Annotated in this window: 18 protein-coding genes; 12 read left to right on the forward strand and 6 right to left on the reverse strand. The window is 73.3% G+C overall.

What is annotated here, in order from left to right; all coding sequences use genetic code 11:
- Positions 1-19: 19 nt before the first annotated feature.
- Positions 20-1372, reverse strand: coding sequence for an ABC transporter substrate-binding protein (locus tag CIK06_RS17870; protein ID WP_157756824.1), 1353 nt, complete (start codon positions 1370-1372; stop codon positions 20-22).
- A 271-nt stretch (positions 1373-1643) separates the two neighbouring features.
- Complete coding sequence (locus CIK06_RS17875; RefSeq protein ID WP_198347921.1) at positions 1644-4655, reverse strand: AfsR/SARP family transcriptional regulator; 3012 nt, start codon at positions 4653-4655, stop codon at positions 1644-1646.
- Between the two features lie 229 nt (positions 4656-4884).
- Here CIK06_RS17875 and CIK06_RS31270 point away from each other — a divergent pair, with 229 nt between their 5' ends.
- Positions 4885-6042, forward strand: a complete 1158-nt coding sequence (locus tag CIK06_RS31270; protein WP_232533698.1) for a phospholipase — start codon at positions 4885-4887, stop codon at positions 6040-6042.
- 45 nt (positions 6043-6087) lie between these two features.
- On the opposite strand, the gene CIK06_RS17885 is transcribed toward CIK06_RS31270, so the two are convergent.
- Complete coding sequence (locus CIK06_RS17885) at positions 6088-7077, reverse strand: helix-turn-helix transcriptional regulator (RefSeq protein ID WP_095565797.1); 990 nt, start codon at positions 7075-7077, stop codon at positions 6088-6090.
- A 58-nt stretch (positions 7078-7135) separates the two neighbouring features.
- Between CIK06_RS17885 and CIK06_RS17890 the strand changes: the two genes are divergently transcribed.
- Positions 7136-8332, forward strand: coding sequence for a hypothetical protein (locus CIK06_RS17890; protein WP_198347922.1), 1197 nt, complete (start codon positions 7136-7138; stop codon positions 8330-8332).
- On the opposite strand, the gene CIK06_RS17895 is transcribed toward CIK06_RS17890, so the two are convergent.
- A complete protein-coding gene (locus tag CIK06_RS17895; RefSeq protein WP_095565798.1) occupies positions 8316-9194 on the reverse strand; it encodes an alpha/beta fold hydrolase in 879 nt (292 codons plus the stop codon). The genes CIK06_RS17890 and CIK06_RS17895 overlap by 17 nt on opposite strands.
- A complete protein-coding gene (locus tag CIK06_RS17900; RefSeq protein ID WP_157756825.1) occupies positions 9158-10309 on the reverse strand; it encodes a winged helix-turn-helix domain-containing protein in 1152 nt (383 codons plus the stop codon). The genes CIK06_RS17895 and CIK06_RS17900 overlap by 37 nt, the downstream gene beginning before the upstream one ends.
- A gap of 521 nt (positions 10310-10830) precedes the next feature.
- Here CIK06_RS17900 and CIK06_RS17905 point away from each other — a divergent pair.
- The 9 genes from CIK06_RS17905 to CIK06_RS17945 all read left to right on the forward strand — a co-directional run bounded on the left by CIK06_RS17905 (position 10831) and on the right by CIK06_RS17945 (position 21249).
- Positions 10831-11568: a TauD/TfdA family dioxygenase gene (locus CIK06_RS17905; RefSeq protein ID WP_198347923.1), complete on the forward strand. Its 738-nt coding sequence runs from the start codon at positions 10831-10833 to the stop codon at positions 11566-11568.
- Between the two features lie 23 nt (positions 11569-11591).
- On the forward strand, positions 11592-12011 hold the full coding sequence (gene panD, locus CIK06_RS17910) for an aspartate 1-decarboxylase (protein WP_095565801.1): 420 nt from the start codon (positions 11592-11594) through the stop codon (positions 12009-12011).
- 129 nt (positions 12012-12140) lie between these two features.
- Positions 12141-13502: a DUF6002 family protein gene (locus tag CIK06_RS17915; protein WP_095565802.1), complete on the forward strand. Its 1362-nt coding sequence runs from the start codon at positions 12141-12143 to the stop codon at positions 13500-13502.
- Entirely contained in the window at positions 13499-14674 is a 1176-nt protein-coding gene (locus CIK06_RS17920; protein WP_095565803.1) for a GNAT family N-acetyltransferase, read from the forward strand. The genes CIK06_RS17915 and CIK06_RS17920 overlap by 4 nt, the downstream gene beginning before the upstream one ends.
- Entirely contained in the window at positions 14661-16001 is a 1341-nt protein-coding gene (locus tag CIK06_RS17925; protein ID WP_095565804.1) for a hypothetical protein, read from the forward strand. Before CIK06_RS17920 ends, CIK06_RS17925 begins: the two co-directional genes overlap by 14 nt.
- Positions 15998-17128 carry a potassium transporter TrkA gene (locus tag CIK06_RS17930; RefSeq protein ID WP_095565805.1) on the forward strand — a complete coding sequence of 377 codons (1131 nt, stop codon included), beginning with the start codon at positions 15998-16000 and terminating at the stop codon, positions 17126-17128. The genes CIK06_RS17925 and CIK06_RS17930 overlap by 4 nt, the downstream gene beginning before the upstream one ends.
- Positions 17129-17143: 15 nt before the next feature.
- Complete coding sequence (gene asnB / locus CIK06_RS17935) at positions 17144-18973, forward strand: asparagine synthase (glutamine-hydrolyzing) (RefSeq protein ID WP_095565806.1); 1830 nt, start codon at positions 17144-17146, stop codon at positions 18971-18973.
- A gap of 56 nt (positions 18974-19029) precedes the next feature.
- Positions 19030-20343, forward strand: a complete 1314-nt coding sequence (locus tag CIK06_RS17940; protein WP_095565807.1) for an aspartate aminotransferase family protein — start codon at positions 19030-19032, stop codon at positions 20341-20343.
- Between the two features lie 147 nt (positions 20344-20490).
- On the forward strand, positions 20491-21249 hold the full coding sequence (locus CIK06_RS17945) for a GNAT family N-acetyltransferase (RefSeq protein ID WP_095565808.1): 759 nt from the start codon (positions 20491-20493) through the stop codon (positions 21247-21249).
- Between the two features lie 71 nt (positions 21250-21320).
- Here CIK06_RS17945 and CIK06_RS17950 read toward each other — a convergent pair whose 3' ends face one another.
- Positions 21321-21527 (reverse strand): DUF5988 family protein, encoded by a 207-nt coding sequence (locus CIK06_RS17950; protein ID WP_232533699.1) that lies wholly within the window; start codon positions 21525-21527, stop codon positions 21321-21323.
- An 887-nt stretch (positions 21528-22414) separates the two neighbouring features.
- Here CIK06_RS17950 and CIK06_RS17955 point away from each other — a divergent pair.
- A complete protein-coding gene (locus CIK06_RS17955; RefSeq protein ID WP_232533700.1) occupies positions 22415-25222 on the forward strand; it encodes a LuxR family transcriptional regulator in 2808 nt (935 codons plus the stop codon).
- Positions 25223-25473: the final 251 nt, after the last annotated feature.

A 25473-nucleotide genomic window follows, 5' to 3' on the forward strand; every position in this document is an offset into this window, starting at 1 on the left:
CCTTCCGCTGCGCCGTCCGCTACTGGGCGGCCGGGTAGGTCGGCTCCCCGGCGTCCACCTTGTCGATCCTGACCACGCTCTTCCGGGTGGCCGGGTCGTAGCTGTACAGGCCGACCGCGGTGAGCGGGTGATGCCGGTCCGCCGACAACTGCAGATCGCCGAACTGCAGGAAGCCGCCCGGTACGGTGAACGTCCCCAGCCCGTCGAGCGAGCTGATCAGGTCCGCGGACGAGCAGTCCTGGCCGCACTTGCCCAGGCCGGCGATCAGCATCTGGCCCATCAGCCAGCCGCGGACGAAACCCTCGTTGGACACGTTCTTGGCATGGTCGAACTTCTGGGCTGCCGCGAAGATCTCGGTGCCCTCGGTCGCATAGACGTACGGCCGCACGCCCAGCAGGTTGGGGTTGGCGATATTGGCCAGCGTGGCATCGTCCGAGCCGGCGTAGCTGACCACGATCGGGCCGGTGAACCCGGCCGCGGCGATCGCCTTGGCCTCAAGGATGGTGCCCGCCGCGCTGTCCTGGATGACCACGACGTCGGGTGCCTGGCTGATGATGTTGGCCGCGCCGCTGTCGAACGACGGCGTGCCCGGCGCGACGAACTGCGTGGAGGTGATGGTGCCGCCGAGCGTGCCGATCTGCTGTTCGACCTCGCCGAAGGTGCCCCGGGTGGCCGGCGAGTCGATGCCGACCAGCGCCACCTTCTTGCCCTGCAACGAGGAGACCGACGACGACGCCGAGTTGGCCAGCATGCTGGCCAGTTGCGAACTGCTGAGCGACGCGCCGTACAGGAACGGGTGATTCGGGAAGCCGATGGCGTTGGCGGCGATCACCGTGACGCCGGCATTCTGCAGAAGCGGGAACGACGCGCTCAACGTCGCCGAACCGGTCGCGGCGAGGATGGCCACGGGCTTCTCGCTCAGCGCGGCCCGGAACGTGGCCTGGGCGGCGGTCGGGTCCGACTGCGTGTCGGTGATCTTGTATTCGATCTTGCCGCCGTTCACCCCGCCCCTGTCGTTGACGTCGTCCAGGGCGGTCGCGACGCCGTCGGCGTACGGGCCGGCCTGCGTCACCCCGGCGCCGGTGAGGTCGGAGACGACCGAGACGCGGTACGGGCCGCCGCCCGATCCGGAGCCGTCCCCGTCGCCGGAGTCGCCGCCGCAGGCGGTGAGCGCGACGGCGGAGGCGGTGATCACGGCTACGGCGAGGCTCGGCAGGCGCACGGTGCGCCTCGTGCTGGTGGCGGTTGCGATACGGGCCATCGCAAACCCCTCTCTATCGTGACCATTTGATCTTTCGGAATAAATGTCGTCGGAACGATCGAGGTGCGGCGACGGCCGCTCGGCCGCATCGCTCCGGGCCTGGGCGAACACCCGCTCCCGGAACCAAACAAGAACATGACGTCATCTTCTTATCACGGTGTAAATGTGATGGTCAACACTCCGCAACGACCCCGGGTCGATCGGCGGCCCGGCCGCCGCCCGGGTCCGACCGCGGGCCACTGGCCTGCGGATACGCCGATCAATGCGGGTTCGGGAGCGCTCGATGGGGGGTGGGGCGACGGGGCGCACCGCCGCGGTCGGCGCCGCTACCGCACGACCCGAAGCACCGCCACCGCAGGACCCACGGCACCGACCGGCGCGGCTACCGCGCCGGCCGCAGCGCCGCCCGCTGCGCCCGGACGATCCCCTCGTGTGCGCGTTCCTGCTCGTCGCGGTCGCCGGTCGCGGTGGCGATCGACAGCGCGGCGGCGTGCCGGGTCACGGCGTCGGCGGTACGGCCCATGGCCGTCAACACCTCGCCCAGGTTGTTGAGCGCGCTGGCCTCGCCGTAGGCGTGCCCGATCGACCGCAGGACACGGATCGACTCCGTCAGGTCCTCGACCGCTCGGGCGTGGTCGCCGCGGATGCCGCGCATCCGGCCCAGATTGCTCAGCGCCACGGCCTCGCCGTAGACGTGCCCGGCCGCGTGGAAGATGTCCCGCGCCGCGGCCAGGTGCCCGGCCGCCTCGTCGTGCCGCCCGAGGCTGGCGCACACGTCGCCGAGGTTCGCCAGCGCCGTGGCCTCGCCGACCGGCGCGCCGGTCTCCCGGAACAGCACGGCGGACCGCGACAGCTGGTCGTACGCCTGGCCCAGCCGGCCCGGCCGGTTGTTCGCGTTGCCGAGGTTGACCAGCACGGACGCCTCGCCGTACCGGTCGGCCGCCCGGCGGTAGGCGGCGAGCGCGGCCCGTTGCCGGTCGGCGGCGTCCCGGCGGCCGAGGCGTTCGTGCACGATGCCGAGGTTGGACAGGGCACGCGCCGCGGCGAGCTGGTCACCGCAGCCGCCCAGGACCACGACGGCCTCGGACAGGTACGCCTCGGCAAGTTCGTAGCGGCCCCGCAGCCGGTGCACGGCTCCCACGTTGGTCAGCGCCCCGCCGTACCGGGCCGGGTCGCCGCAGTGCCGCGCCGCCTCCAGCGCGCAGCCGTGCAGCGCCTCGGCGTCGGCGTGCCGGCCGCCCTCAAGGTGGCGGTACAGCGTGGCGGCCAGGTCGATCGGGTACCGGTGCCAGCCGGGTTCCGGCCCAGCGGCCGCGGTGGCGGCGGTGGTGGCGGTGGTGGCGGTGGCCGCGGTGGTGGCGGTGGTGGCGGTGGCCGCGGTGGTGGCCACCGTGGCCGCGGTGGCGGTGGCGACGAGGCCGGGCAGTTCGGCGTCCAGCCAGGCGCGGGCGGCGGTCGGGTCCGGGAAGCCCGGCGCCCGGTCCACGGCCGGCCGGTGCGCCCGGTCCGCCGGGTAGAGCTGGTCCACCGCCACGGCGGTCGTGCCGAGCAGGTGGGCGTGCAGCCGGTGCAGCGCCGCGTCCGGGTTGTCGGGGGCGGCCAGCCCGGCTGCGTACGCACGCAGCAGGTCGTGCATGACGTACCGGCCGGGCCGTTCGGCGCGCACAAGGTGCTTGCGGGCCAACAGGTCGAGGTGCCGCGCGGTGTCGGCGCGTTCCGCGGCGGCCAACGCGGCGGCGGCGCCCACGTCGAACGAGGGACCGGGATGCAGCCCGAGGCGCCGGAACAGCAGCGCGGCCGGCGGTGGAAGCTGCCGGTAGGACCAGGAGAACACCACCCGTACGGCCGACCGCACGTCCCCGCCCGGGTCCAGTGACCGCAGCCGCCGCCGCTGGTCGGCCAGCTCGCCGACCAGGCCGGCGAGGGTCTCCGCGGGCCGGAACGCCGCAAGCTCGGCCGCGACCCGCAGCGCGAGCGGGAGGTACGCGCACTGCCGGGCCAGCGCGGCGGCGGACGCCGGCTCGCGGTCGACGCGGGTGCCGACGAGCGAGCGCAGCAGGGTCAGCGCCTCCTGCTCGGCGAGCAGGTCCAGCACGATCCGGTGGGCGCCGTGCAGGGCCACCAGGCCGGCGAGGCTGTCGCGGCTGGTGATGAGGACCCGGCTGGGCCCCGATCCCGGGATCAGCGGCCGGACCTGGTCGACGGAGGCGGCGTTGTCGAGCAGGACCAGCAGGCCGCGGCCGGTGGTCTCGGCCCGGTAGCGGGTGGCCCGCCGGTCCAGGTCGTCCGGGATCTCGGCGGCCGGGACGCCGAGGGACTCCAGCAGGTGACCGAGCGCGGTGCCGGGCGGGACCGGGCAGCGCGGGTCGAAGCCGCGCAGGTCGAGATGGAGCAGCCCGTCCGGGAACCGGTCGCGGGCGTGGTGCGCCCAGCGCACGGCCAGCGCGGTCTTGCCGACGCCGGCGGTGCCGCAGACGATGCCGATCCGCGCCGCCGCGGCACCGTCCGGGGCGCCGGCCGCGGCCCATCCGTCCAGGCTGGCCAGCTCGACCGCCCGGCCGGTGAAGTCGGCGACCTGGGCCGGCAGCTGGTTGACCGGTGCCGGGGCGGCCCGGCCGGCGGGCGGTGCCGATGGCGGGGCGGGCGCCTCGTCGAGCACCCGCAGGTACGCGGCGACGAGGTCCGGTCCGGGGCCGACGCCCAGTTCGTCGGCGAGGTGCCGGCGCGCGACGTCGTAGGCGGCGAGCGCCTCGACGCGGCGCCCGAGGGCGTGCTGCGCCCGGATCAGCCGCGCCTGCGTCGCCTCGTCCAGCGGGTGCGCCGCCGTCTCCTCGTCCAGCAGCGGCAGGATCCGTTCGGCGCGGCCGAGGGCCAGCATCACGTCGGCGTACCGGGCCAGCGCCCTGCGGCGCTCGTCGAGCAGCGAGCGGACCGTCGGATGCCCGGTGAGCGCGGGCACGTCGGCGAACGGCGGGCCGTGCCACATGTCGAGCGCGTCGGCGAGGTGGGTCGCCACGCCCTGCGGGTCGTCGCGGACTTCGGCCTGCGCCGCGGCGCTCAGCAGGCCGCGGAACCGGTCGAGGTCGACCACACCGTCCGGCACCCGCAGCGCGTAACCGGCGCCCACCGACGGGAGCAGCCTGCTGGGCGCGTACGCGCGGCGGTCGGGTTCGAGCAGCCGGCGCAGGTGTTTCACATGGGTCTGGATCACGTTGGTGGCGCTGGGCGGCGCGTGCTCGCCCCACAGCACGTCGACGATGCGCGATCGGGACACCGGCCGGCCGCCGGCGAGCACGAGCAGCCCGAGTACGGCGCGGCGAACCGGCGGACCGAGCCCGACCTCGCTGCCGTCACGCCAGAACCGGGTGGGGCCGAGGACCTGGATGACGAGCAACCCACCGCCTCCTGGCTGCGTCGATCGGTCTCCCCATTCTGGTGCGGCGGCCGGTCCTATTCAAGATCGACGATATCTTTCGGCTCGATGCGCCAGCCGCGGAACGGGTCACCGGGCGGCGCTCGCGGGGCGGGACCGCCGCGTCCGGTACGGCGACCAGTCGAGGGCCAGATTCCGTCCAGTCTCGACTGGAACGCTGCGCGCACCAGCCGACACGAACGGAGTGGGAATGAGACCGAGACGCACCGCCCGCAGGATTTCGGCCACGACGGTGGCCATGGCGCTCGCCGTGATCGGCGCGCTGGGAAGCCCGCTCCCGGCGTCCGCCGGACCGGCCGCTCACGCCCCTGTCCTTCCCGACCGGAAGGTCGCCGCCGCGCCCGGCGTCAGCGCGCAGAAGCCGGACGCCGGCAGGCGACCCGCGGCACCGCGAGCGGTCGCCGACGCCACGAACGGTTCCCCGATCACCCTGCGGGCGCCGGCGGCCGGCACGGCGCCGCGTACGGTCGGCGGCGCGCAACCGCAGGACCTGGCCTGCACGCCGTACCTCACCGAATGGGTCAGCAAGAGCGGCCTCAACGTACGGATCGACTACCTCGCGGAGATCAGCTGCAACTTCTATCTCGCGGGCGCCGGGCAGGCGTCCCTGGTCGAGCGGACGTCCGGCTCGCCGTACAACGGACAGATCGTCGCGGCGGCGGCGCCGTTCTCGTTCCTCAGCGGCTACTACGCCTACAGCTACGGCGCCGTGCTCATCGACGGGCACGTCTACGACGGCGGCGCCCGGATGGAGGCCCGGTTCGACCTGGTGCTGCAGATCAACGGCGGCACCTGGGGCGGCTGCTTCACCCTGCCGAACGGCATGCGCTACCTGACCCCCTGCTCCGGCCTCGGCACCAGCACCCTGTCGGTCGCGGTCGGTTCGGGCGAGTTCTCCACCGGCCTGGCGCCCAACCGGCTGGCGGTGCTGGAGAGCCTGACCTCACCCGGTGCCGCCAGCTACAACGCGTGGAACATCGGGCGGTACTACCCGGACTACGCGGCGTACGAGTTCGACTGGTCCACCGACTACTGCACCTGGGCGCCGGACAATCCGCTGGGATTCACCTTCGAGTCGGCCTGCGCCCGGCATGACTTCGGCTACCGCAACTACAAGGCGGCCCAGCGGTTCGAGGCGAACAAGGACCGGCTCGACCTGGCCTTCTACGACGACCTGCAACGGGTGTGCGCCGGCTACCCCGAGGCGGTGCAGCCGGCCTGTTACGCCCTGGCCCTGACCTACTACGAGGCGGTGCGGGTCTTCGGGATCCAGCGGGTCACGCCGGAGCAGATCGACGAGGCCGCCAGGCTGCTGCCCGCCGGCGCGGCCGAGCGCCGAGCCGGCTGAGCGGGTGCCGGACCGACGCGGGACCGCGGGCCGCAGGGGTCGACCTCACCCGGGTCCCGCGTCGGCCGGACCGCCGGCGCCGACCAGTTCGTTCCCGAGCGCCGTCCGCCAGTACAGGACGTTGCGTCCGTTGCGCGCCCGCGCGACCGTGCCGGCGTCGTGCAGCACGGCCAGGTGGTCGGCGACCCCGCCGAGGCTGAGGCCCAGCCGCCGGGCCAACTGGGTGGTGGTGGCCGGCTGGTCGAGCGCCCGCAGGACCTGCCCCCTGGTGCGGCCGATCAGCCGGTCGACGGCCTCGGCGCCGGGCCGGGCCGGCAGCGACCAGAGATTGCCGCCGCCCCGGGCCGGATAGACCAGGGCGTACGCCCGGGGCGGGTCCAGGGCCAGCCACCGACCGCCGAGGGTGGACGGCACCAGCGTCAGGGCCGCGCCGTCGACCCGATGGTCCGGGCCGCCCAGGTCCCCGATCTCGATGCGCCCGGTCGAGCGCCAGCGCACCCCGAGGCTCAGCCCGTGCAGGGCCCGGGACCAGCCGTACGTGGCCAGCAGCCCGGTGCGGTGGACCACGTCCTGCTCGGCGATCGCGGACAGCCGGGGCCACATCGGCTGCATCACCTCCTGCCAGAACACCGACAGGCCGTCCGCGAGCCGGCCGGCGACCCCGGCTCCGCACAGCAGCGCGTCCAGCGGCCGGCCCTGGGCGCTGACCGCCAGGTCGCGGCCGGCCCGCTCGTCCGGGGTGGCGGCCACCGCCGCGAGTTCCTGCGCGAAGGACGTGTCGAGGCGGGTGGGCGGGATGCAGATGAAGTCCGGCAGCCAGGAGGTCAGCGCGGCCAACCGGGCGAGCGCGGCCACCACCGGCTCCCGTTGGCACACCCGCTCGTAGCCGCCGCCGGCGTACTCCCGCCACGGCAGCAGTTCCACGGAGCACTTCCCGCCGCCGAGCAGGCGGAGCGCGGCGATCGTCTCGACCATGGGCGACGTGGCGAACCGGACGTCGGCCAGTTGGGCCGTGGAGACCTCCAAGAACGCCATGTTTCGCCCCCTGGCGTAACGATAGCCCGGCACGGCGGGCCGTCGGAGACTGCAAGCTATGGCGACCTATCGCGAGGTGCTCGGGGTGACGGAGTTCCGCGCGCTGTTCGCCGGCCACAGCACCACCGTGGTGGCCAAGAACATGCAGCAGCTCGCGCTGGCCTCGCTGGTGTTCGCCACCACCGGCTCGCCGTTGCTGGCCGCGGTCGCCTTCCTCGCCGGGCTGCTTCCGCACGCGGTCGTCGCGCTGTCCCTGCTCTCGCTGGCCGACCGGCTGCCGCCGCGGGGTGCCCTGATCGCGTTCGACCTCGGCCGGGCGGCGGCGCTCGGCCTGCTGGCCGGCGGCGTGCTCCCGCTGTGGGCGATCTTCGCCGTGGTGCTGCTGGCCGGGGCCGGCGACGCGCTGGCGGCCGCGATCCGGCTGGCGCTCGTCGCCGACGTGCTGCGGGACGGGTACGTGGCCGGGCGCGCGCTGCTCAACATCGTGGTCGGGGTGATGCAGGTGCTCGGCTACGCCGTCGGCGGCGTACTGCTGTCGCTGGTGGGCGCGGGCGGTGCGCTGTGCACGGCCGCGGGTTTCTCGCTGCTCGCCGCGGCGGTCACCCGGTCCGGTCTGCGCCGGCACCGGCCGCGCGGCGCCGGCCGCGGCGCGCTGCGCAGCACCTGGGCGGGGAACCGGGCGATCCTCGGCGACACCCGGGCGCGCGGTCTGCTGTGGGCGCACTGGATCCCGAACGGGCTGATCGTCGGCGCCGAGGCGCTCTACATCCCGTACGCCGGTGCGTCCGCGAGCGTGCTGTTCGTGTCGGCCGGGGTGGGAATGCTGGTCGGCGACGCGGTGATCGGCCGGCTGGGCGCCGCCACCCGGGGACGGCTGATACTGCCCGCCCTGGTGCTGCTCGCGGTGCCGTACCTGGCCTTCGCCTGGCGGCCGCCGGTCCCGGTGGCCGCCGTGCTGGTCGCGGTCGCCTCGGTGGGCTTCGGCTCCACCCTCGGCGTGCAGGAGCGGCTGTTGCGGGTGCTGCCCGCCGCCCGCCACGGCCAGGGTCTCGGCCTGGCGATGAGCGGGATGATGACCATGCAGGCGGTGGCCGTGGCGCTCGCCGGGGCGACGGCCGAGATGTTCGGCCCGACGACCGCGATGGCGATGGCGGCGGCCGGCTCCCTGGCGGTCACCGGCGCGCTGCTGCCGCACGTCGCGCCCCGGTGGCGTGCCGCCCGCACCGCCGCCGCGGCGCTCACTGCGGTGCGCTGAGGAACCTGCTGATCTGCGCGGCGAGGTCACCGGGAGCCTCCTCCATCAGGTGGTGACCGGACTTGACGGGCGCGCCGCGCAGCCGCGGCGCCCACGGCGCCCAGACGCCGAGCACGTCGTCGTCGTAGAGTTCGGCCAGGCCGCTTTCGCTGCCCCACAGCACCAGCGTCGGGCACCGGAGGCGCCGCCCGGCCGCGCGATCCTGCTCGTCGTGCCGCCGGTCGATGCCGACACCGGCCCGGTAGTCCTCGCACATGGCGTGCACCGTGCCGGGGTCGTGGATCGCGCGCTGGTAGTCCTGGAACTCCTCCCGGCTCATGTCGTCCTCATCGGCGCCGTACCGGACGCCGTAGAAGGCGTCCGGGTCGGCGCCGATGACCTTTTCCGGCAGCTCCGGGCTGGCCAGGAAGAACCAGTGCCACCACCGGGTCGCGAACCGCGCGTCGCACCGGTCGAGCGCGTCCCCGATCGGCACCACGTCCAGGGCGACGAGCGCGCTGACCGACCCCGGGTGGTCCATCGCGAGCCGGAAGGCCACGTAGCCGCCGCGGTCGTGCCCCACCACCGCGAACCGCCGGTGGCCGAGGCCGTGCATCAGCGCCAGGCAGTCCCGGGCCATCGCCCGTTTCGAGTACGGGGTGTGCTCGTCGTCCGTCGGCGGCTTGCTGGACCGGCCGTAGCCGCGCAGGTCGGGGCAGACCACGGTGAACCGCTCGGCGAGCAGCGGCGCCACCCGGTGCCAGGTGGCGTGGGTACGGGGATGGCCGTGCAGCAGCAGGACGGCCGGCCCCGCGCCGCCGTGCCGGACCCGCAGGGTGGCCTCCCCTACGTCGATGTGGTCGAGAGTGAAGGTGGTGAACATCCTGTCCCGTTTCCCTTCGGACACCGGCGACCGTCGCCGTCTCGATCTGGTGAAGTGGCGGAGTGCACGAGCGCCCGCCCGAGGGGCGTGAGGAAGTAGAGCACCTCGTTGGCCAGCCGGCGGCTGTCCAGCAGCCCGGCCTCGCGCAGCACCGACAGGTGCTTGCTCACGGTGCTGGGGGCGAGGTCCTTGCGGCGGGCGACCTCGGTCGTGGTGGACGGGTCCAGGAGCGTGACCAGGATCGCGGCGCGGGTCGCGCCCAGAAGATCCCTCAGACCGTGCGGGTCGGCGACCCGATTGTCGATCATCGCGAGCGCGCCGACGCGCGCCGCCTCGTCCATCGGATAGACCAGCAGTGGCCGGGAGTCGGCCACCGGCACCAGGAACGGTTCCCCGTCGCAGAACACCGAGGGCAGCAGGGTCACCCCGTCGCCGTCCAGCGCCACCGCGGCGCCGCCGGGACCGGCCTCCAGTCGCGGCGGTCTCCAGCGCAGCACCGGCCCGAGCGCGCCGAGCAACTGGTGCGGCCCGCCGCTGAGCAGGGCGCGGGAGTGGGCGGCCCGCTCGGCGTCGACCGCGACCCGGAACTGGTTCCAGTACGGGGCTATCGCGGCCCAGTGGTAGCGCAGCAGGCCGGGCACCGGGCGCGCGCCGCCGCCGGCGGGGTCGCCCGGCCGGGGCTGGCCGGGATCACCCAGCCGGAGCCGATCCGGGTCCCCCGGGCGGGGTTGGCCCGGGTCCCCCGGGTGGGACTCGACCGGATCACCCGGGCGGGGCTGGCCCGTATCACCCGCGCGGGGCTCCGGCACCCGGACGGGCGCGTCGGGTTCGACCCGGGCGGCCTGATGCCACGGCCCGAGCATGCCGGCGATGAGGTGCACCGCGTCCGGGGTGGAGGAGACCTCGCCGAGCGTCTCACCCAGCATGGACGCCGGTGACGCCTCACCCGGTGGCATGCCGAGACGGGCGACGGTCCGGGCGTGCCAGAGCGCGTAGACGCGGCTCGGCCGCTGCGCGAGCATCCGCAGGCTGAGCAGGATCTCGACGGCCATGGACGGGCTTGGGGCGACGCCGACTCGGCAGATGTCGGCGTCCGTGAAGACGATGGTCGTCAATGTTGCTCCCGAGCTGGGCTACCTACGAGGTCACTGCGGTTGGCCCGGCCGTTGGCTGGCGGCCGCGTTGAAGTACCGGGCCAAGTACCCAGAGTCAACCGGGGTAACTCCTCGCCCGAGCATCGGTTGCGACGGAGGTTGCGGAGACGACGGCGGTTGCGACGGAGACGGCGGCGGATCCGGGCCGGGCGGCCACCACCTCCCGGCCGACCGGCGGCACGTTTCGCTCCGGGACGAATCCTGATCCAGGAGAGTCGATGAACAGGAACTTTGTCGGGTAGACGAATGTCATTGCGTCGATCGGACGATCCTCCATAGTCTCGGGGACAGGTTAATCGACCGAAAGGGCCATTGACACACTTCTTCGTCATGGCCCACCCCGCCGGACGCCCGACTGCGCGTACGGGGCGCCCTCGTGTCATCACATCCGGGCCCGCGACGTTGCGCGGCCACACCTAGGAGGATCCATGGGCCGATCCCCGCTCAGCATTCTTTCGGTAACCGATTTCAACGGACACCCGTTGCCGACGGAACTGCTGAACAAGACGTTCCACGAACTGATGGACGTGCACGGATACGTCTATCTGTGCAACGCGCCGGACGACTTCGACCCGGTCGGCTTCTGCCGCGGGCTCGGGCCGTTCATCCCCAACTACACCGGCGCCGTGGTCGGCGACGTACGCCCGGAAGCCGGCATGGACGACGTCTACCACGCCGGCAACACCCGCCCGCTGATGCCGCACACCGAGGGCTACGACTTCGAGATCGTCCCGCCCCGGTTCATCGCGCTGTGGTGTGTCACCCCGTGCCGGGGAGAGGGCGGAGAAACCACCCTCATGGACGCCCGCGCGTTCGTCCAGACCCTCTCCGACGAGGAACGCGACCACCTGAACAACCACGTGTACGACTGGAAGACCACGGACGGCATCCGCCGCATGGGGCTGGACCTGCACACCCGCCACCCCGTTCTCGAGGACCACGCCGACGGGCAGATCGTCCGCTTCTCCTGCAACAACCTGATCCGCGCCGACGACGATCCGGCGGCCGCCATCCAGGAAAAGGTCAAGCGGTACTTCGACCAGCATCACATCGCGGTGAACTACGAACGCAACGACATGCTGGTCTGGGACAACTGGCGGATGTTGCACTCCCGTACCGCCTTCAACGACCGGCACCGCCATCTGCGCCGCATTCAGGTCGGCACGGTCATCACCGACGCCCCCAGCGAGCCGCCGGCTCGCGAGCTGGTCACGGCCTGAACTACTCCGAGACGAGGACGCTGATGTTCCGTACCATGATGAAGTCGAAGATCCACCGGGCCACCGTGACGCAGGCAGATCTGCACTACGTCGGCTCGCTCACCCTCGCGCGCGATCTCATGGAGGCCGCCGACCTTTATGCCGGTGAGCGTGTCGACATCGTCGACATCAACAACGGTACGCGCCTGTCCACGTACGTCATCGAGGGTCCGCCGCACACCGGAGTGGTCGGAATCAACGGCGCCGCGGCACGGCTGATCTCGCCCGGTGATCTCGTGATCATCATCGCCTATGGCACCTACAGCGATCAGGAGCTGGAGTCACTGCGCCCCCGGGTGGTCCTCGTCGATGACCGCAACCGCGTCAGCGACCTGGGTTCCGACCCGGCGCAGGCCATCCCCGGCACCGCCACCATGCGCGGAGACCTCGTCGCGCTGCACTGACCGGGATCGGGCTCCGTGCCGTGTCACGCTCCGTGCCGTGTCACGGAGCCCCGCCCGGGTGACCGAACGACCGGCCGGAGCGCGCTGAGCCGGGCACCGCAACCCCGTCCCATGTGATTGGGAGAAGCCATGACGACGACCGTCCCTCGCGAGACCACCCTCGACGCGGCGCTGACCCACTACCACCCGAGGATCCAGGACGCGCTGCACCGGATCCGGGCGCAGACCCCGCCGGCGCCCGGCTTCAACCCGGGCTACGAACTGCCGGCGCCGGACGAGCGGCTCAACGAGTTCTTCGCGCCGTCCGCGCTTCGGGTCGCCGAACTCGGCGGGTACGGCTCCGCCCGGCTGCGGCTGCTGGACCTGATGGCCAACCCGGCCACCCGGACGACCAAGACGATCGCCTCGCTGGTGATGGTGGCCCGCGCGGCCCAGTACATCCGCCGCACCGGCGAGTCCATCCTCATCGTGACGCCGACCTCGGCCAACAAGGGCACCGCGCTGCGCGACGCCGTCTTCCGCGCGATCGACTGCGGCCTCGTTCCCGCCGACCGGCTCCAGATCGTGACCGTGGCACCCCGCTCGTCGCGCCACAAGCTGTGGTGCTCCGGCCTGGACCGCGACCCGACGCTGGCCCGGCGGAACCCGATCGCGCTCTACGGCGGGGACGACGCCGCCGGGGTGAAGCGGATCGCCGCGCAGTTCGTCGCCGGTCACCCGGGCGGCCCGGCCGCTCGCCGGCCCCACGTCTGGTACAGCCTCGACATCAACAACTACCGGGTCGCCGACGCCGTCCGGGCGTTCTTCGAACTCGACTTCCTCCCGCCCGAGCCGGGCGTGCGGCGCACCCACGCGCACTCGGTGTCCAGCGCCTACGGGCTGCTCGGGCACCACTTCGGCCGCCAACTGCTCGGCGCGCCGCAGCCCGCGCCGGCGTACTTCCTGGTCCAGCACCTCGGCACCCCCGACATGGTGCTGCACCTGCGGCACGGGCGGGTGGACCCCGCCGACCGGCCCGGGTACGAGCAGGACGCCGGGACCGGTCTCTTCCGGCAGCGGCACGACCCGCGCTTCCCGGCGGTCACCTACGACCCGGCCGAGGAACTGGACCCCACCTTCTACACCCACAATCCGCCGACCTCGCCGCAGATGGACGCCGTCATCGCGGCGCAGGGCGGCGACGGCATCGTCGTCTCGCTCCACGAGTGCATGCAGCGCTACCCGTGGATCCGGCACCGGCTGGCCGACGCCGGCGTCGCGCTGCCGGCCGATCCGCGCCGGCTGCGGGAGTGGTCGCTGGTCATGGCGCTCACCGGGGTGTGCAACGGGCTGGACCGCGGACTGGTCCAGGCAGACGAGGTGGTGGTGCACGGCTCGGGCTGCTACGGGCTCGACGATTTCGACCCGCCGCCGGCCGGACAGATCAGGCCGGTCCGGGACGTCGACGGGTTGGCCGCCGTCATCGACCGGGCAGTCGGGGCGCCGGCATGACCGCCTCCTGGCCGCGGCGCCTGGCGTACGCCTGGCAGAACAGCGCCCACCCGGGCGTGCTGGCCGCCCGCCGGGTCACCGACCGCGACAGCAGGCCGGCCTGGCCGGCCGTGCGGACCGAGTTCCCGCGCGCCGGGCTCACCGTCCTGCACGCCGGCATCGACGAGGTGTTCACCAACACCGCACCGCTGATCGGACGCCTCGGCGAAGCCGCCCTCGGCCCGGCGGTGGCCGGCCCGCGGCATCTCGTGCCGCGCGCCCGGCTCGGCCGGGAAACCGATGCCGACCTGCTGGCGATCGGCTGCCACCGGTCCCGCGTCGACCGGCTCGCCGGCGCCGGGTCGCTGGTGCTGCCGTTCCGCGTCCATCTCGTCGTGGCCGTCGACGCCGACCTGGAGGCCATGCGGCGGCGGATCTCCAAGCGGGAACGCTGGGAGTTCAACCGCAACCGGCGGCGCCACGGGTGGACGGTGCGGGTCAGCCGGGACCCGGCGGACTACCGGCACTTCTATCACCGGATGCACCGGCCCACGATGGCCAACCGGCACGGCGAACACACCCGCACCGAGCGGGCCGACACCGCCTACCACGGGATCTTCCGGCAGGGGTTCGTCTTCCTGGTGGAGCGGGCCGGCACGGCGGTGGCCGGCGCGCTGTGCCGGTGGGACCCGGCCACCGGCACGCTGACCACCCGGCTGCTCGGCGTCCTGGACGGCGCGCCGGAACACTACGCCGACGGCGCCTTCAAGGCCGTCTACCACCTGCTGCTGGAGTGGTGCTGCCGGCACGGCGCCCGGCGGCTGGACTTCTACGGCACCGAGGCGTTCCTGGCCAAGGGGATCTTCCAGTGGAAGCGCAAGTTCCACCCGCACGTCGTGCTGGCGCCCAACCACCACGCAGAGAAGCGGCTGCTGCTGCGGGCCACCCGGGACACCCCGGCCGTCCGCGACTTCCTGGCCGCCAACCCGGTGCTGGAGATGGTCGGGGACACCGGGCTGCGGGCCGTCTGGTTCCACGACGACACCCGGCCGGTCCGCAGCGGCATCAGCTGCGACCTGCCCGGCGTACCGGAGGAACACCGGCATCTGGACGCGGTGCTGGCGGCCCTGCCGCGCACGCCGGAGCACCGCGAACCGGGCGCCGGCCAGAGGAGAGAACATGCCTGCCGATAGCTGGTACGGGCCGGTCCAGTACCGCCGGCCGCCCGGCCACAGCACGGCGGCCCTGCGCGACGCGCTGCGCCGGGAGCTGACCAACACCGGGATGCTGCCCGCACGGCAGTTGCCGATGGGTCCCTTCGTCATCCCGTCGACGGCGTACAGCGAGGTCCTGCGCGCCGCGCGGATCCTGCTCGACCTGTGCCGGCGTACCCTGCAGGCCCTCGCTCCGGACGTCGCGGGCCGGCTGCGGGCGCTCGGCGCCGACCCGCAGGACTACCCGCTCTTCGTCGACGACGACCTGATCGAGGAGGAGTTCGCGGCGTGCGTGGCGCGTCCGGACGTCGTCGTGGGTGCGGACGGACCCCGATTCGTCGAGATCAACACCAGCGGTGCGGTCGGCGGCGTGGTCGAGACCCACCTGCTGCTGCGGGTGTGGCGGGCGGCGTTCGCCGGCTCCGGCGGCCCGCCACTGGTCGCCGGCGACCCGCTCGACGCCCGCGCCGCGCTGTTCCGCGACGCCTGCGACAGCCTGGGCGTGGAGCGCCGGCTGCTCTGGGTCGGCAGCCGGCGCGACCTGCCGCACGCGGCCACCGACCGGCTGTTCGACGTCGAACTGGAGTACCTGTCGGCGCGGGGCTTCGCGACCCGGCACGTCGAGCCGGAGGACCTCGTCGACGAGGTGCTCGCCGACGGTGGCTGCGCCTATCCGCTGGGGCTGCGGCAGTTCACCATCCCCGAGTGGCGCGAGCTGGACATCGACATCGAACCCGTGCGGCAGGTGCTCAAGGCGGGTTGCCTGCTGCTGCCGACGCAGAGCGCCGGGCTGCTGGACCACAAGAAGGTGCTGGCGATGCTCTCGGCCGGTCCGCCCTGGCTGAGCGCGGCCGAGCGGGCGTTCGTGACCCGGTACGTGCCGTGGACCCGGGTGCTCGTCGACGGCCCGGCGCGGTGGCGGGGTGCCCGTGTCGGGCTCGCCGACCTGGTCGACCGGCAACGCGACCGGTTCGTCCTCAAGCGCGGCGAGGGGATGAAGGGCCTGCAGGTCACCATCGGCCGCGAGTGCGACCCGGCCCGCTGGCGCGCCGCCGTGGACGCCGCGCTCGCCAACGGCGACAGCGTCGTGCAGGAGTACGTCGAGCCGGTCCGCTGCGACCTCGAGATCAGCGACGGCGACCACGAGACGGCGCTCCGGTCGGTGGCCCCGGTGCTGAGCCCGTTCGTCTGCGGCGGCCGCGCCGCCGGCATGTGGGCACGCTTCCTGCCGGCCGACCGCACCGACGGCGTGGTCAGCCGGGACGGGTACGGCGCCATGGAGAACCTGGTGGTGGCGCAGCCATGATCCGGACCGTCGCCTCCGTGCTGGTGGTCGGAACGGGCGCCTTCGGCCGCAACGTGTGCCGCTCGCTGGCCCGGTCGGTCAGCCGGCCGACCGTCATCGACGTGGCCGGACGGGACCCGGTCGCGGCGGCCACCGCGGCCGGCCTCGGCGCGACGCACGCCCGGCTGGCCGGCGCCCCGGTGCGGTTCCGCCCGGTCGTGGCGCCCCTGGAACCCGACGCCGACCTGCGGCCGCTGCTCGCCCGGCTGTCACCGGACGTCGTGCTGCTCTGCGCCTCGCTGCACCCGCCGGCCGAGTCACGACGGGACGACGCCTGGAGCGACCTGCTGCGCCAAGCCGGATTCGGCGTCACGCTCCCGTTGCAGGCGGCGCTCGCCGAGCGGGTCGCCGCCGACTACGCGGCCACCCACCCCGACCCCACCCTCATCAACGCCTGCTTCCCGGACGCCGTGAATCCCCTGCTCCGCCACCGCGGGCTGCCGGTGCTGTGCGGGCTCGGCAACGTGGCGGCGCTGGCCCTGGGGGTACGGGACCAGCTCGGCGTCGCCGACCCGGCCCGGCTCACGATGCTGGCGCACCACGCGCACCTGCACCGCCCGTCCGACCCCGCCGCCGAGGCCGTCGGCTGGCTGGACGGGCGACCGCTCGGCGGTCTGCGGCGGACGCTGGAACCGATCCGCCGGCTCCCCCGCGACCTGCTCAACGAGCTGAGCGCCTGGGCCAGCGGACCGCTGGTCGCGGCCGTCGTCCAGGACGAGATGTACGTCGGACACCTGCCCGGGGTGTGCGGCCTGCCCGGTGGCTATCCGGTGGCCGTCACCGGCCGGTCGGTGGCGCTGCGGCTGCCCGGCGGCATGTCCGAACGCGCCGCGATCCGCTGGAACGAACGGGCCGCCGAACTCGACGGCGTGGCGATCGGCGCGGACGGGCGGGCGACGTTCACCGAACCGGTCGTGACCGCTCTCCGGCGCTGGTGGCCCGCGGCCCCGGCCGCCGTCGACCCGGACGAACTGCCGGGCCTGCGCGCCGAACTGCTGGCCCTGCGGCACAGGTTGCGCGGCCGCCCCGCGGGCGGCGGGTGCGGCGGCCGTACCGCCGCTCCCCTTGAACCCACCCGCATCGGATGACCACAGGAGGACGTTGTGTGCGGAATCGTTGGTTGGGTCGACTTCACCATGGACCTGCGGTCGGAGCGGCAGACCCTGGAGGCGATGACCGAGACGATGCGGGCGCGTGGCCCGGACGACGGCGGGCTGTGGTGCGGCCCGCACGCCGGGCTCGGCCACCGGCGGCTGTCCATCATCGACCTGGCCGGCGGCCGGCAGCCCTTCATCGACGAGGACGACGCGCGCCGCGCGCCGGTGGTGCTGGTCTACAGCGGTGAGGTCTACAACTTCCGCGAACTGCGCGAGACGCTCGTCCTGCGCGGTCACCGGTTCACCACCCGGTCCGACACCGAGGTCGTGCTGCGCGCCTACCAGGAGTGGGGGCCGGCCTGCGCCGAGCACCTCAACGGCATGTTCGCGTTCGCCATCTGGGACGCGGCGCGGGAGGCCCTCGTCCTCATCCGGGACCGCATCGGCGTCAAGCCGCTCTACTACCACACCTATCCGGGCGGGCTGCTGTTCGCCTCGGAGCCCAAGGGCATCCTCGCCAATCCCCGCTTCACCCCGGTGGTCACCGAGGAATCGCTGCCGGTCCTGCTCAACGCCCGGCTGGCGATGCCCGGGGAGACCCCGCTGGACGGCCTGCGCGAGGTGCGGCCCGGCCACATCGTCCGATTCGACCGGCACGGCGCCTGCGAGTACCCGTACTGGCGGCTGGTGAGCCGGGAACACCGGGACGACCTGGATCGGTCCGTGGGCACCGTGCGGGAACTGCTTGAGGACATCGTCGAACGACAGTTGATCGCGGACGTCCCGCTGTCGGCGATGCTCTCCGGCGGGCTCGACTCGACCACGATGGCGGCGCTGGCCGTGCGCAGCCGGGAACGGCGCGCGGAGGAGCCGTTGCAGACGTTCTGCGTGGACTTCGTCGGCGACGAGGAGCACTTCCGCCCGACCCGGCTACGGCCCGAACGCGATGCGCCGTACGCCCAGCTCGCGGCGAAACACCTCGGCACCGACCACCACGAGATCCGGCTGAACACCGCCGAGGTGATCGCCGCGCTGCCGACCGCCCGGCGGGCCCGGGACCTGCCCAGCCTCGGCCAGTTCGACACGTCGATGCACCTGCTGTTCGCCGCCATGCGCGAGCGGTCCACCGTCGCGCTGTCCGCCGAGGCGGCCGACGAGATCTTCGGCGGCTATCCCTGGTACCACGACCCGGCCATGGTCGACCGGGACCGCTTCCCGTGGATCGGGGACGCGCCGCGGCTGGCCGACTGCCTCGCCCCCGACCTGCACGCCCGGGTGCGGCCGGCCGACGCCGAGGCGGACCGCTACCAGACCCTGCGGGCCCGGGTGCCGCGCCTGCCCGGCGAGACCGGCCTCGACGCGCGGATGCGCGAGGTGCTCTACTTCAGCCTGCTCGGCCCGTTGCAGTATCTGCTGGACCGCAAGGACCGGATGAGCATGGCGGTCGGCCTTGAGGTACGGGTGCCCTTCTGCGACCACCGGCTCGTCGAGTACGTCTGGAACGTGCCGTGGTCGATGAAGACCGCCGACGGGCACTGGAAGAGCCTGCTGCGGCTGGCCGCCGCCGACCTCGTGCCGGCCGAGACCCTGCAACGGCCCAAGAGCGGCTACCCCGGCACCCACGATCCGAGCTACGAGGCCCGGGTGATGGCCACCGTCCGGCGGGTGCTCGCCGACCCGGACTCACCGCTGCACGGCGTCTTCGACGCCGGCCGGATCGACGCCACGGTGAACGCCGCCGGCTCGACGATGACCTGGCTGAACGCCTCGCACCTGCTGCTGCCGATCGTCGAGATCGACAGCTGGATGCGCACCTACGGGGTCGTGCTGAAGTAGCCCGCCCGACAACCCGCACCACCGCACCGCCCGCACCGACCTTCGGGAGGACTCCGATGACCACGAACGCCCTCCACGCCCGGCACACCGCCGTCATGCCGAGCTGGCTGACCACGTACTACGAGCGCCCGCTGGCCCTCGTGCAGGCCGCCGGCCGGCATGTCACCGACCAGGACGGGAACCGCTATCTCGACTTCTTCGGCGGCATCCTGACCACGTCGGCCGGCTACGACGTCGCCGAGATCCGCGAGCGGGTCCAGCGGCAACTCGCCACCGGCGTCGTACACACCTCGACGCTCTATCTCATCGAGTCCCAGGTGGCCCTCGCCGAACGGATAGCCGACCTCGCCGGCATCGAGGATCCGGCGGTCTTCTTCACCAACTCCGGCACCGAGGCCAACGAGACCGCGCTGCTGGCCGCGACCTGTCACCGCGGCAGCGGGCACGTCGTGGCCCTCACGGACAGCTACCACGGCCGGTCGTTCGGGGCGATCGGGATATCCGGTCTGGAGGGCTGGCGGCCGAGCCCGCTGTCCCCGGTCCGGCTCACCTGGGCCGGCAACGGCCGACGGGGCGAACCGGCAGCGCTCGTGGCCGACCTGCGGTCCCGGCTGGCCGCCGACGACGAACCGGTGGCGGCGCTCATCGCCGAGCCGGTGCAGGGTCTGGCCGGCTTCTTCGCGCCCCCGCCCGGCCTGCTGCGCGGCTATCAGGAGGTGGTCGCGGACCAGGGCGGCCTGCTGATCAGCGACGAGGTGCAGACCGGCTGGGGGCGGCTGGGCAGCCACCTCTGGGGATACGAGTACCAGGGTCTGCGCCCCGACCTGATCACCTTCGCGAAGGGCCTGGCGAACGGCTTTCCGATCGGTGGGGTGATCGGCCGGCGCGCGGTGATCGACAGCCTGGCCGGGAAGTCCATCTCCACCTTCGGCGGCAACCCGCTGTCCACCACCGCGGCGCTGGCCACCCTGGACCACCTGCTCGACACCGACGCCCGCGGCAACGCGGAACGGATCGGTCGGCAACTGCTCGACGGCCTGCGCCGGATCGCCGCCCGGCACCGCTGCGTCGGCGACGTGCGGGGGTACGGGCTGCTGCTCGCGGTCGAGATCGCGGCCGGCGCCGACGACGGCGCCCCGGCCGCCGGCGCGGCCGCCGCCCGCCGGATCCTCGAACGCTGCCGCGAACTCGGCCTGCTCGTCGGCGTCGGGGGACGGCACGGGAACGTGCTGCGGATCGCGCCCGCGATGACCGTCACCGGCGCCGAGGCGGCCGAGGCGCTGGCCATCCTGGACCGCGCACTCGCCGACGAGAGCCGCCCGAGCGCGCCGGCCGACCGTCCGCTCGGGGTGGGCGCGGCGATGGCCTGACCCCGGTCCGGTCGACCGCGGGCGCTGCCACCCCGCCCGGCTGACCGGCGGCCACCGCCGGCCGGTCCGCCACCGGGTCCCGCCGCGACACCGTCACCACGTTCGCCCCCGACTAGGCTGGTCAGCAGCAGTCACGAGGGGGAATCCATGATCACCGCGGGTCGGATGACGGCGGCCTATTTCGACGCCTTCGGGGCGGTCTGCCGGGTGACGCCCGCGGGCTGGTACGCCGAGCGGGGCACCGCGCGAGCGATGGTGACGGGCGCCGACGTCCCGCTGTTGAACCTGGCCCACGACACGGCGCTGGAGCCGGATCTCGGCTGCCTGGAGGCGATGGCGACGGAGGTCGGCCGGCGGGCCGCCCACTGGTCCGTCATCGTCCGGAGCGAGGCGGGTGACGCGGTGACCGACCTCGCGGCCGGGCACGGTCTGGTCAGGCGCGGCGGGCTGCCGTTGCTGGCCTGCGCCGCGGGCGATGTCGTGTTCCGGGCCGGTGCGACCCCGGGGACGCGGGTACGCCGGGCCGACGCGGCGGAAAGCGACCGGTACACCGAGATCCTCGCCCAGGGCTTCGAAACGCCCGCGGGCGTCTTCGGCTCGCTGATGGGTGGCCGCGTGCTCGACGCCGACCCGATGACCGGCTACCTGGCCGAGACGTCGGGTCAGCCCACCGGCACCGGCTTCGGGGTACTCGGCCCGGGTGTGCTCGGCGTGTTCAACATCGCCGTGGTTCCGTCCGCGCGGGGCCGCGGCCTCGGCCGGGCGATCACCGAAACCGTGCTGCGGGACGGCTTCGCGGCCGGTGCGGAGGCGGCCTACCTGCTGCCCAGCGCGGTTGGCCGGGGGCTCTACGAGTCGATGGGCTTCCGCCTCGCGGCGAACCTGACCATGTTCACGGCCGGATGACGGGCGGGATCGACCACCGGAGCTGTCGATCCCGGCCCCGCGCCCCCGTGCCGGCCCGGGGTCACGCGCGGCTACTCGGCGATCCGCGTGCGGGTGGTCCAGCGGAAGACGACGGTGCGGCCGTCGGTGGCGTGCTCGCCCGTGCGCTCGAAGTGTTCGTATCCGCCGAGGTGTTCGATTTTGATCTTTTCCGGGTTGCCGGGAAGCTGGAGGGTGCGCTGATCGGGCGCGAGGTCCGGCGGACCGCCCTGGAGCTGTATCTGGACGTTGTCGGTCACGATCACACCTCCGCTGATCGGCGACCGGGACCGATCGCCGTCGCTTCCGACGGTAGGTGGAGCAGCGTGGTCTTCTCAGCCCCTGAATCACCGTCGACCGCCCGTACCAATAGGGGTCGGATAGGGGCTTGCGCGCTGATCCGCTCCGGCGCCACCGCCGGCCCGACCTGTTGACCAGCGACAATCCAAAGTGATGCACGTCATCGTGGGCAGAACCGGAAACATTGTTTCCGCCGACCCGTGGGCGCGTTCATCGGAACGTATTCCCCGGCCGCAACCGGTGGAAATAGCAGCCCTCATTCCCGACGCTCCGCAAGCGAAGATCTACTATGTAGCCATTTAACATCCTCTTATCATGTCTGGGACGATGCAACCGACTACATCGCTTTGACTGTGCTCGGGTGATGTGTCCGATATCAAGCGCAAACAATCGCCCACCGACGTCTCCGGACGAGCGCTCGGTCGGACCAGAGGTAGCACAGCGTAGCCGCGCCGCCACGCTCGCATCCCGGGCCACAACACCCATACGCGGACAACGATCACCACACGTTCGCGTTGTGGTCAAACAACATGCTCCTTTCCAGTAACAAAGCCGCTGTCGCGAAAACGACATGCAGCACAACCAGAAAAGGACGCCCACGGCACCAGAAATGCCACTTTGGCCATTGCCCCGAATATGGAGCGCTGCATATATTGACGCTGGCGCGGCACCGGGCGGTATCCCTGTACGCGCCGTCGTTCCAGGCACCAAATCACCACCGGCTCGACGCAGCCGACATCTCGGGGGGCACGGCTGCCCGGGCTTGCCTACGGGGGAGGCAGCCATGAACCAGCTAACGGGGGAGCTGATAGAGCGGGATGAGCACTTACACGCACTGAAGGGTCTGTTGACCGCCGCCCTTGCGGGGCGGGGACAGGCGATCGTGCTCAGCGGGGCCTCGGGCAGCGGCAAGACCGCCCTGCTGAACCGACTCGCCCAACTCGCGGTCGAGGCCGGTGCCGAGGTGGTCGCCGCGGTGGCCTCGCGCACCGAGCAGTCGCTGCCGCTGGGTGTGATCGGACAGCTGGCGCACGGCGCCGGGCTGGTGACCGGGAAGGACCCGGCGATCGCCGGACTTCTCGAAGAGGCCATGTCCGGCCGCTGGGACGGTTCCTCGACGGAGCAGATCCACCAGCAGCCGTCGGCCCGGATCCTGCACGCGCTGTGCATGGCGCTGCTGCGCCGGGCCGCCGACCAGCCGTCGGTGGTCTACGTGGACGACGTGCACCACGCCGATCCGTCGTCGCTGGAGTGCCTCTCCTACCTGATGCGCCGGGTACGCAACGCGCGCATGCTCGTGGTCCTGGCGGCGATCCCGCAGCTCGCGCCGGCCTATCCGATGCAGTACGCGGAGTTGCTGCACAGTTCCTCCTCGGTCCCGCTGCCGGTGGGCCCGCTGACCCGCCAGGGCGTCGCGCAGGTGCTGGCCCGGCTCCCGCAGCCCGCCGACCGCGGCCTGAGCGCGCAGTACCACGCCATCACCGGTGGCAACCCGAGACTGGCCGTGGCCCTGGTGGGCGACTCGCTGCGCCGCATCGACCACGGCGCGGAGGAGGGCATCCGCACGGTCGTCGGCGAGACGTTCATCGAGGCCGTACGCACCTGCCTCTACCGCAGCGAGCAACCGGCCCTGCCCGTCGCCCGGGCGCTGGCCGTGGCCGGCGTACGGACCGAGCCCGCGGTGCTGACGCGGCTGCTGGACATCAACGAGGAGATGGTCCGGTGTGCGCTGCTGACGCTGCGCCGGGTCGGCCTGCTCGCCGAGGGCACGTTCCGGGATCCGCGGATCCGCACCGCCGTGCTGGCCGCCATGCTGCCCGACGAGCGGATGGACCTGCACCGGCGGCTGGCCAGCGTCAGTCACGCGGCCGGTGAGCCGGCCAGCGTGGTGGCCCGCTACCTGGTCGACGCCGACCGGGTCGACGGTGCCTGGGTGGCGCCCACCCTGCACGAGGCCGCGGACCAGGCGCTGGCCGAGGGCCGGACCGAGGACGCCATCAGCTTCCTGGATTCGGCCAGCACGGCCGTCGTCGACGAACGCCAGCGGGCCGAGGCCACATCGGCACTGACCCGCATCGAGTGGCAGACCAACCCGGCCGACGCCGCCCGCCGGCTGCCGGAACTGGTCGCGGCCGTCCGGGCCGGCATGCTGGTACGCCGGCACGCGGTCGCGCTGGTGGCGTACCTGCTCTGGCACGGTCACATCGACGACGCGGTGGAGGTGATCACCATGATCACCTCGGCCGAGCTGCCGGAGCCGGAGTTCGCCGCCAGCCTGAGCGTGCCGCTGCTGCTGCTGGCCTACCTCTTCCCCGACCACCTGGACCGGGTCCGCGGGCCGTGGGAGAGCCTCGCCGCCCACGGCCCGCTGCCGCCGCCGTGCCGGCCGTTGCAGGCGGCGGCGGAGCTGACCGCGCTGGCCGCCCGCAGCCCGCACGGCGACGCGGTGGCCGCCGCCGAACAGGTCGTCCACAACACCCGGGTCGATCATGAGGCGCTCGGCCCGATCTCGATCGCGCTGCTGGGGACGATCTTCACCGACCGGATCGGGGCCACCGGTTCCGCGCACTACCCGGTGCTGCACCGCGCCGCCGACCGCCGCACGCCGACCACCCAGGCGCTGGTCTCCGCGGTCCTCGCCGAGGGCACGCTGTGCCGCGGTGACCTGACGGCGACCGAGGAGCACGCCCGGCGCGCCCTCGATCTGATCCCGGCGAAGGGCTGGGGGGTGGCGGTCGGCGCGCTGCTGTCCAACATGGTGCTGGCCGCCACCGTCTCCGGCGCCCACGACGCGGCCGAGAAGTGGCTGTCCGTCCCGGTCCCGGCGGCCATGTTCGACACCCCGTTCGGCCTCAAGTACCTGCACGCGCGGGGCACCTACTACCTGCGTACCGACTGTGTGCGGGCCGCGCTCATCGACTTCCAGGCCTGCGGCCGGATGACGACCGCGTGGGAACTCGACCTGCCGGAGCTGGTGCCCTGGCGCACCGAGCTGGCCCGGGCGCACCTCGCCCTCGGCCGCCGCCAGCAGAGCCGGGAACTGGCCCGCGACCAGCTCGGCAGGCTGCCGCAGCACCGCGTCCGGGAGCGCGGCTCCGCGCTGTGGGTGCTGGCCCTGGCCAGCGACCCGGCCGACCGGCTCAGACTGTTGCAGGAGGCGGTGAATCTGCTGCGGGCCAGCGACGACACGCTGTCCACCGCGGGCGCCACCGCGGACCTGGGCGAGGCCCTGCACCGGGCCGGCGACCTCGACGCGGCGCGGGCGACCTGGCAGGTGGCCCGCCGGCTGGCCCGGCGCAGTGGCGGCGGACCGCTGCTGGACCGGCTCCGCACGGTCCTCGGCCCCGACGACGCGCGGGAGCCGGCGGAGCCGGACGCGCTCGGCGGCTCCCGCCCGGACCTCGCCGCGGCCGTCGCGGTCGACGGGCTCACCGACGCCGAGCGGCGGGTGGCCGCGCTCGCCGCCGTCGGGTACACGAACCGGGAGATCGCCACGAAGCTCTACGTCACGGTCAGCACCGTCGAGCAGCATCTGACCCGGGTCTACCGGAAGCTTCAGGTGAGCCGGCGCACCGACCTGCCGACCGGGCTCATCGACGAGGCGCTCGACGGCGGTGAATGCTCGCCGGACGGCAGCCACGTCAGCGTGGCCTGAGCCCACCCACGACCCACCTGCCACCGCCCCACGCGCGCCACCGCCCCACGCGCCGCCGCCCCGCACGCCGCCGCACGCCGACGCACGCCGACGCACGCCGACGCACGCCGACGCAGCGAGGGCACGAGCGCCGACAGCGCGCGCGAGGGCACCCCACGTGGGGTGCCCTCGCGCGCGCCTCCGCGTACCCGCGCCCCGGTCCTGATCTTGATCTGGCGCCGCTTTAGGCGGCGGCAAGGCCCGGTCAAGCC

Source organism: Plantactinospora sp. KBS50, from assembly GCF_002285795.1.
Taxonomy (GTDB): Bacteria; Actinomycetota; Actinomycetes; order Mycobacteriales; family Micromonosporaceae; genus KBS50.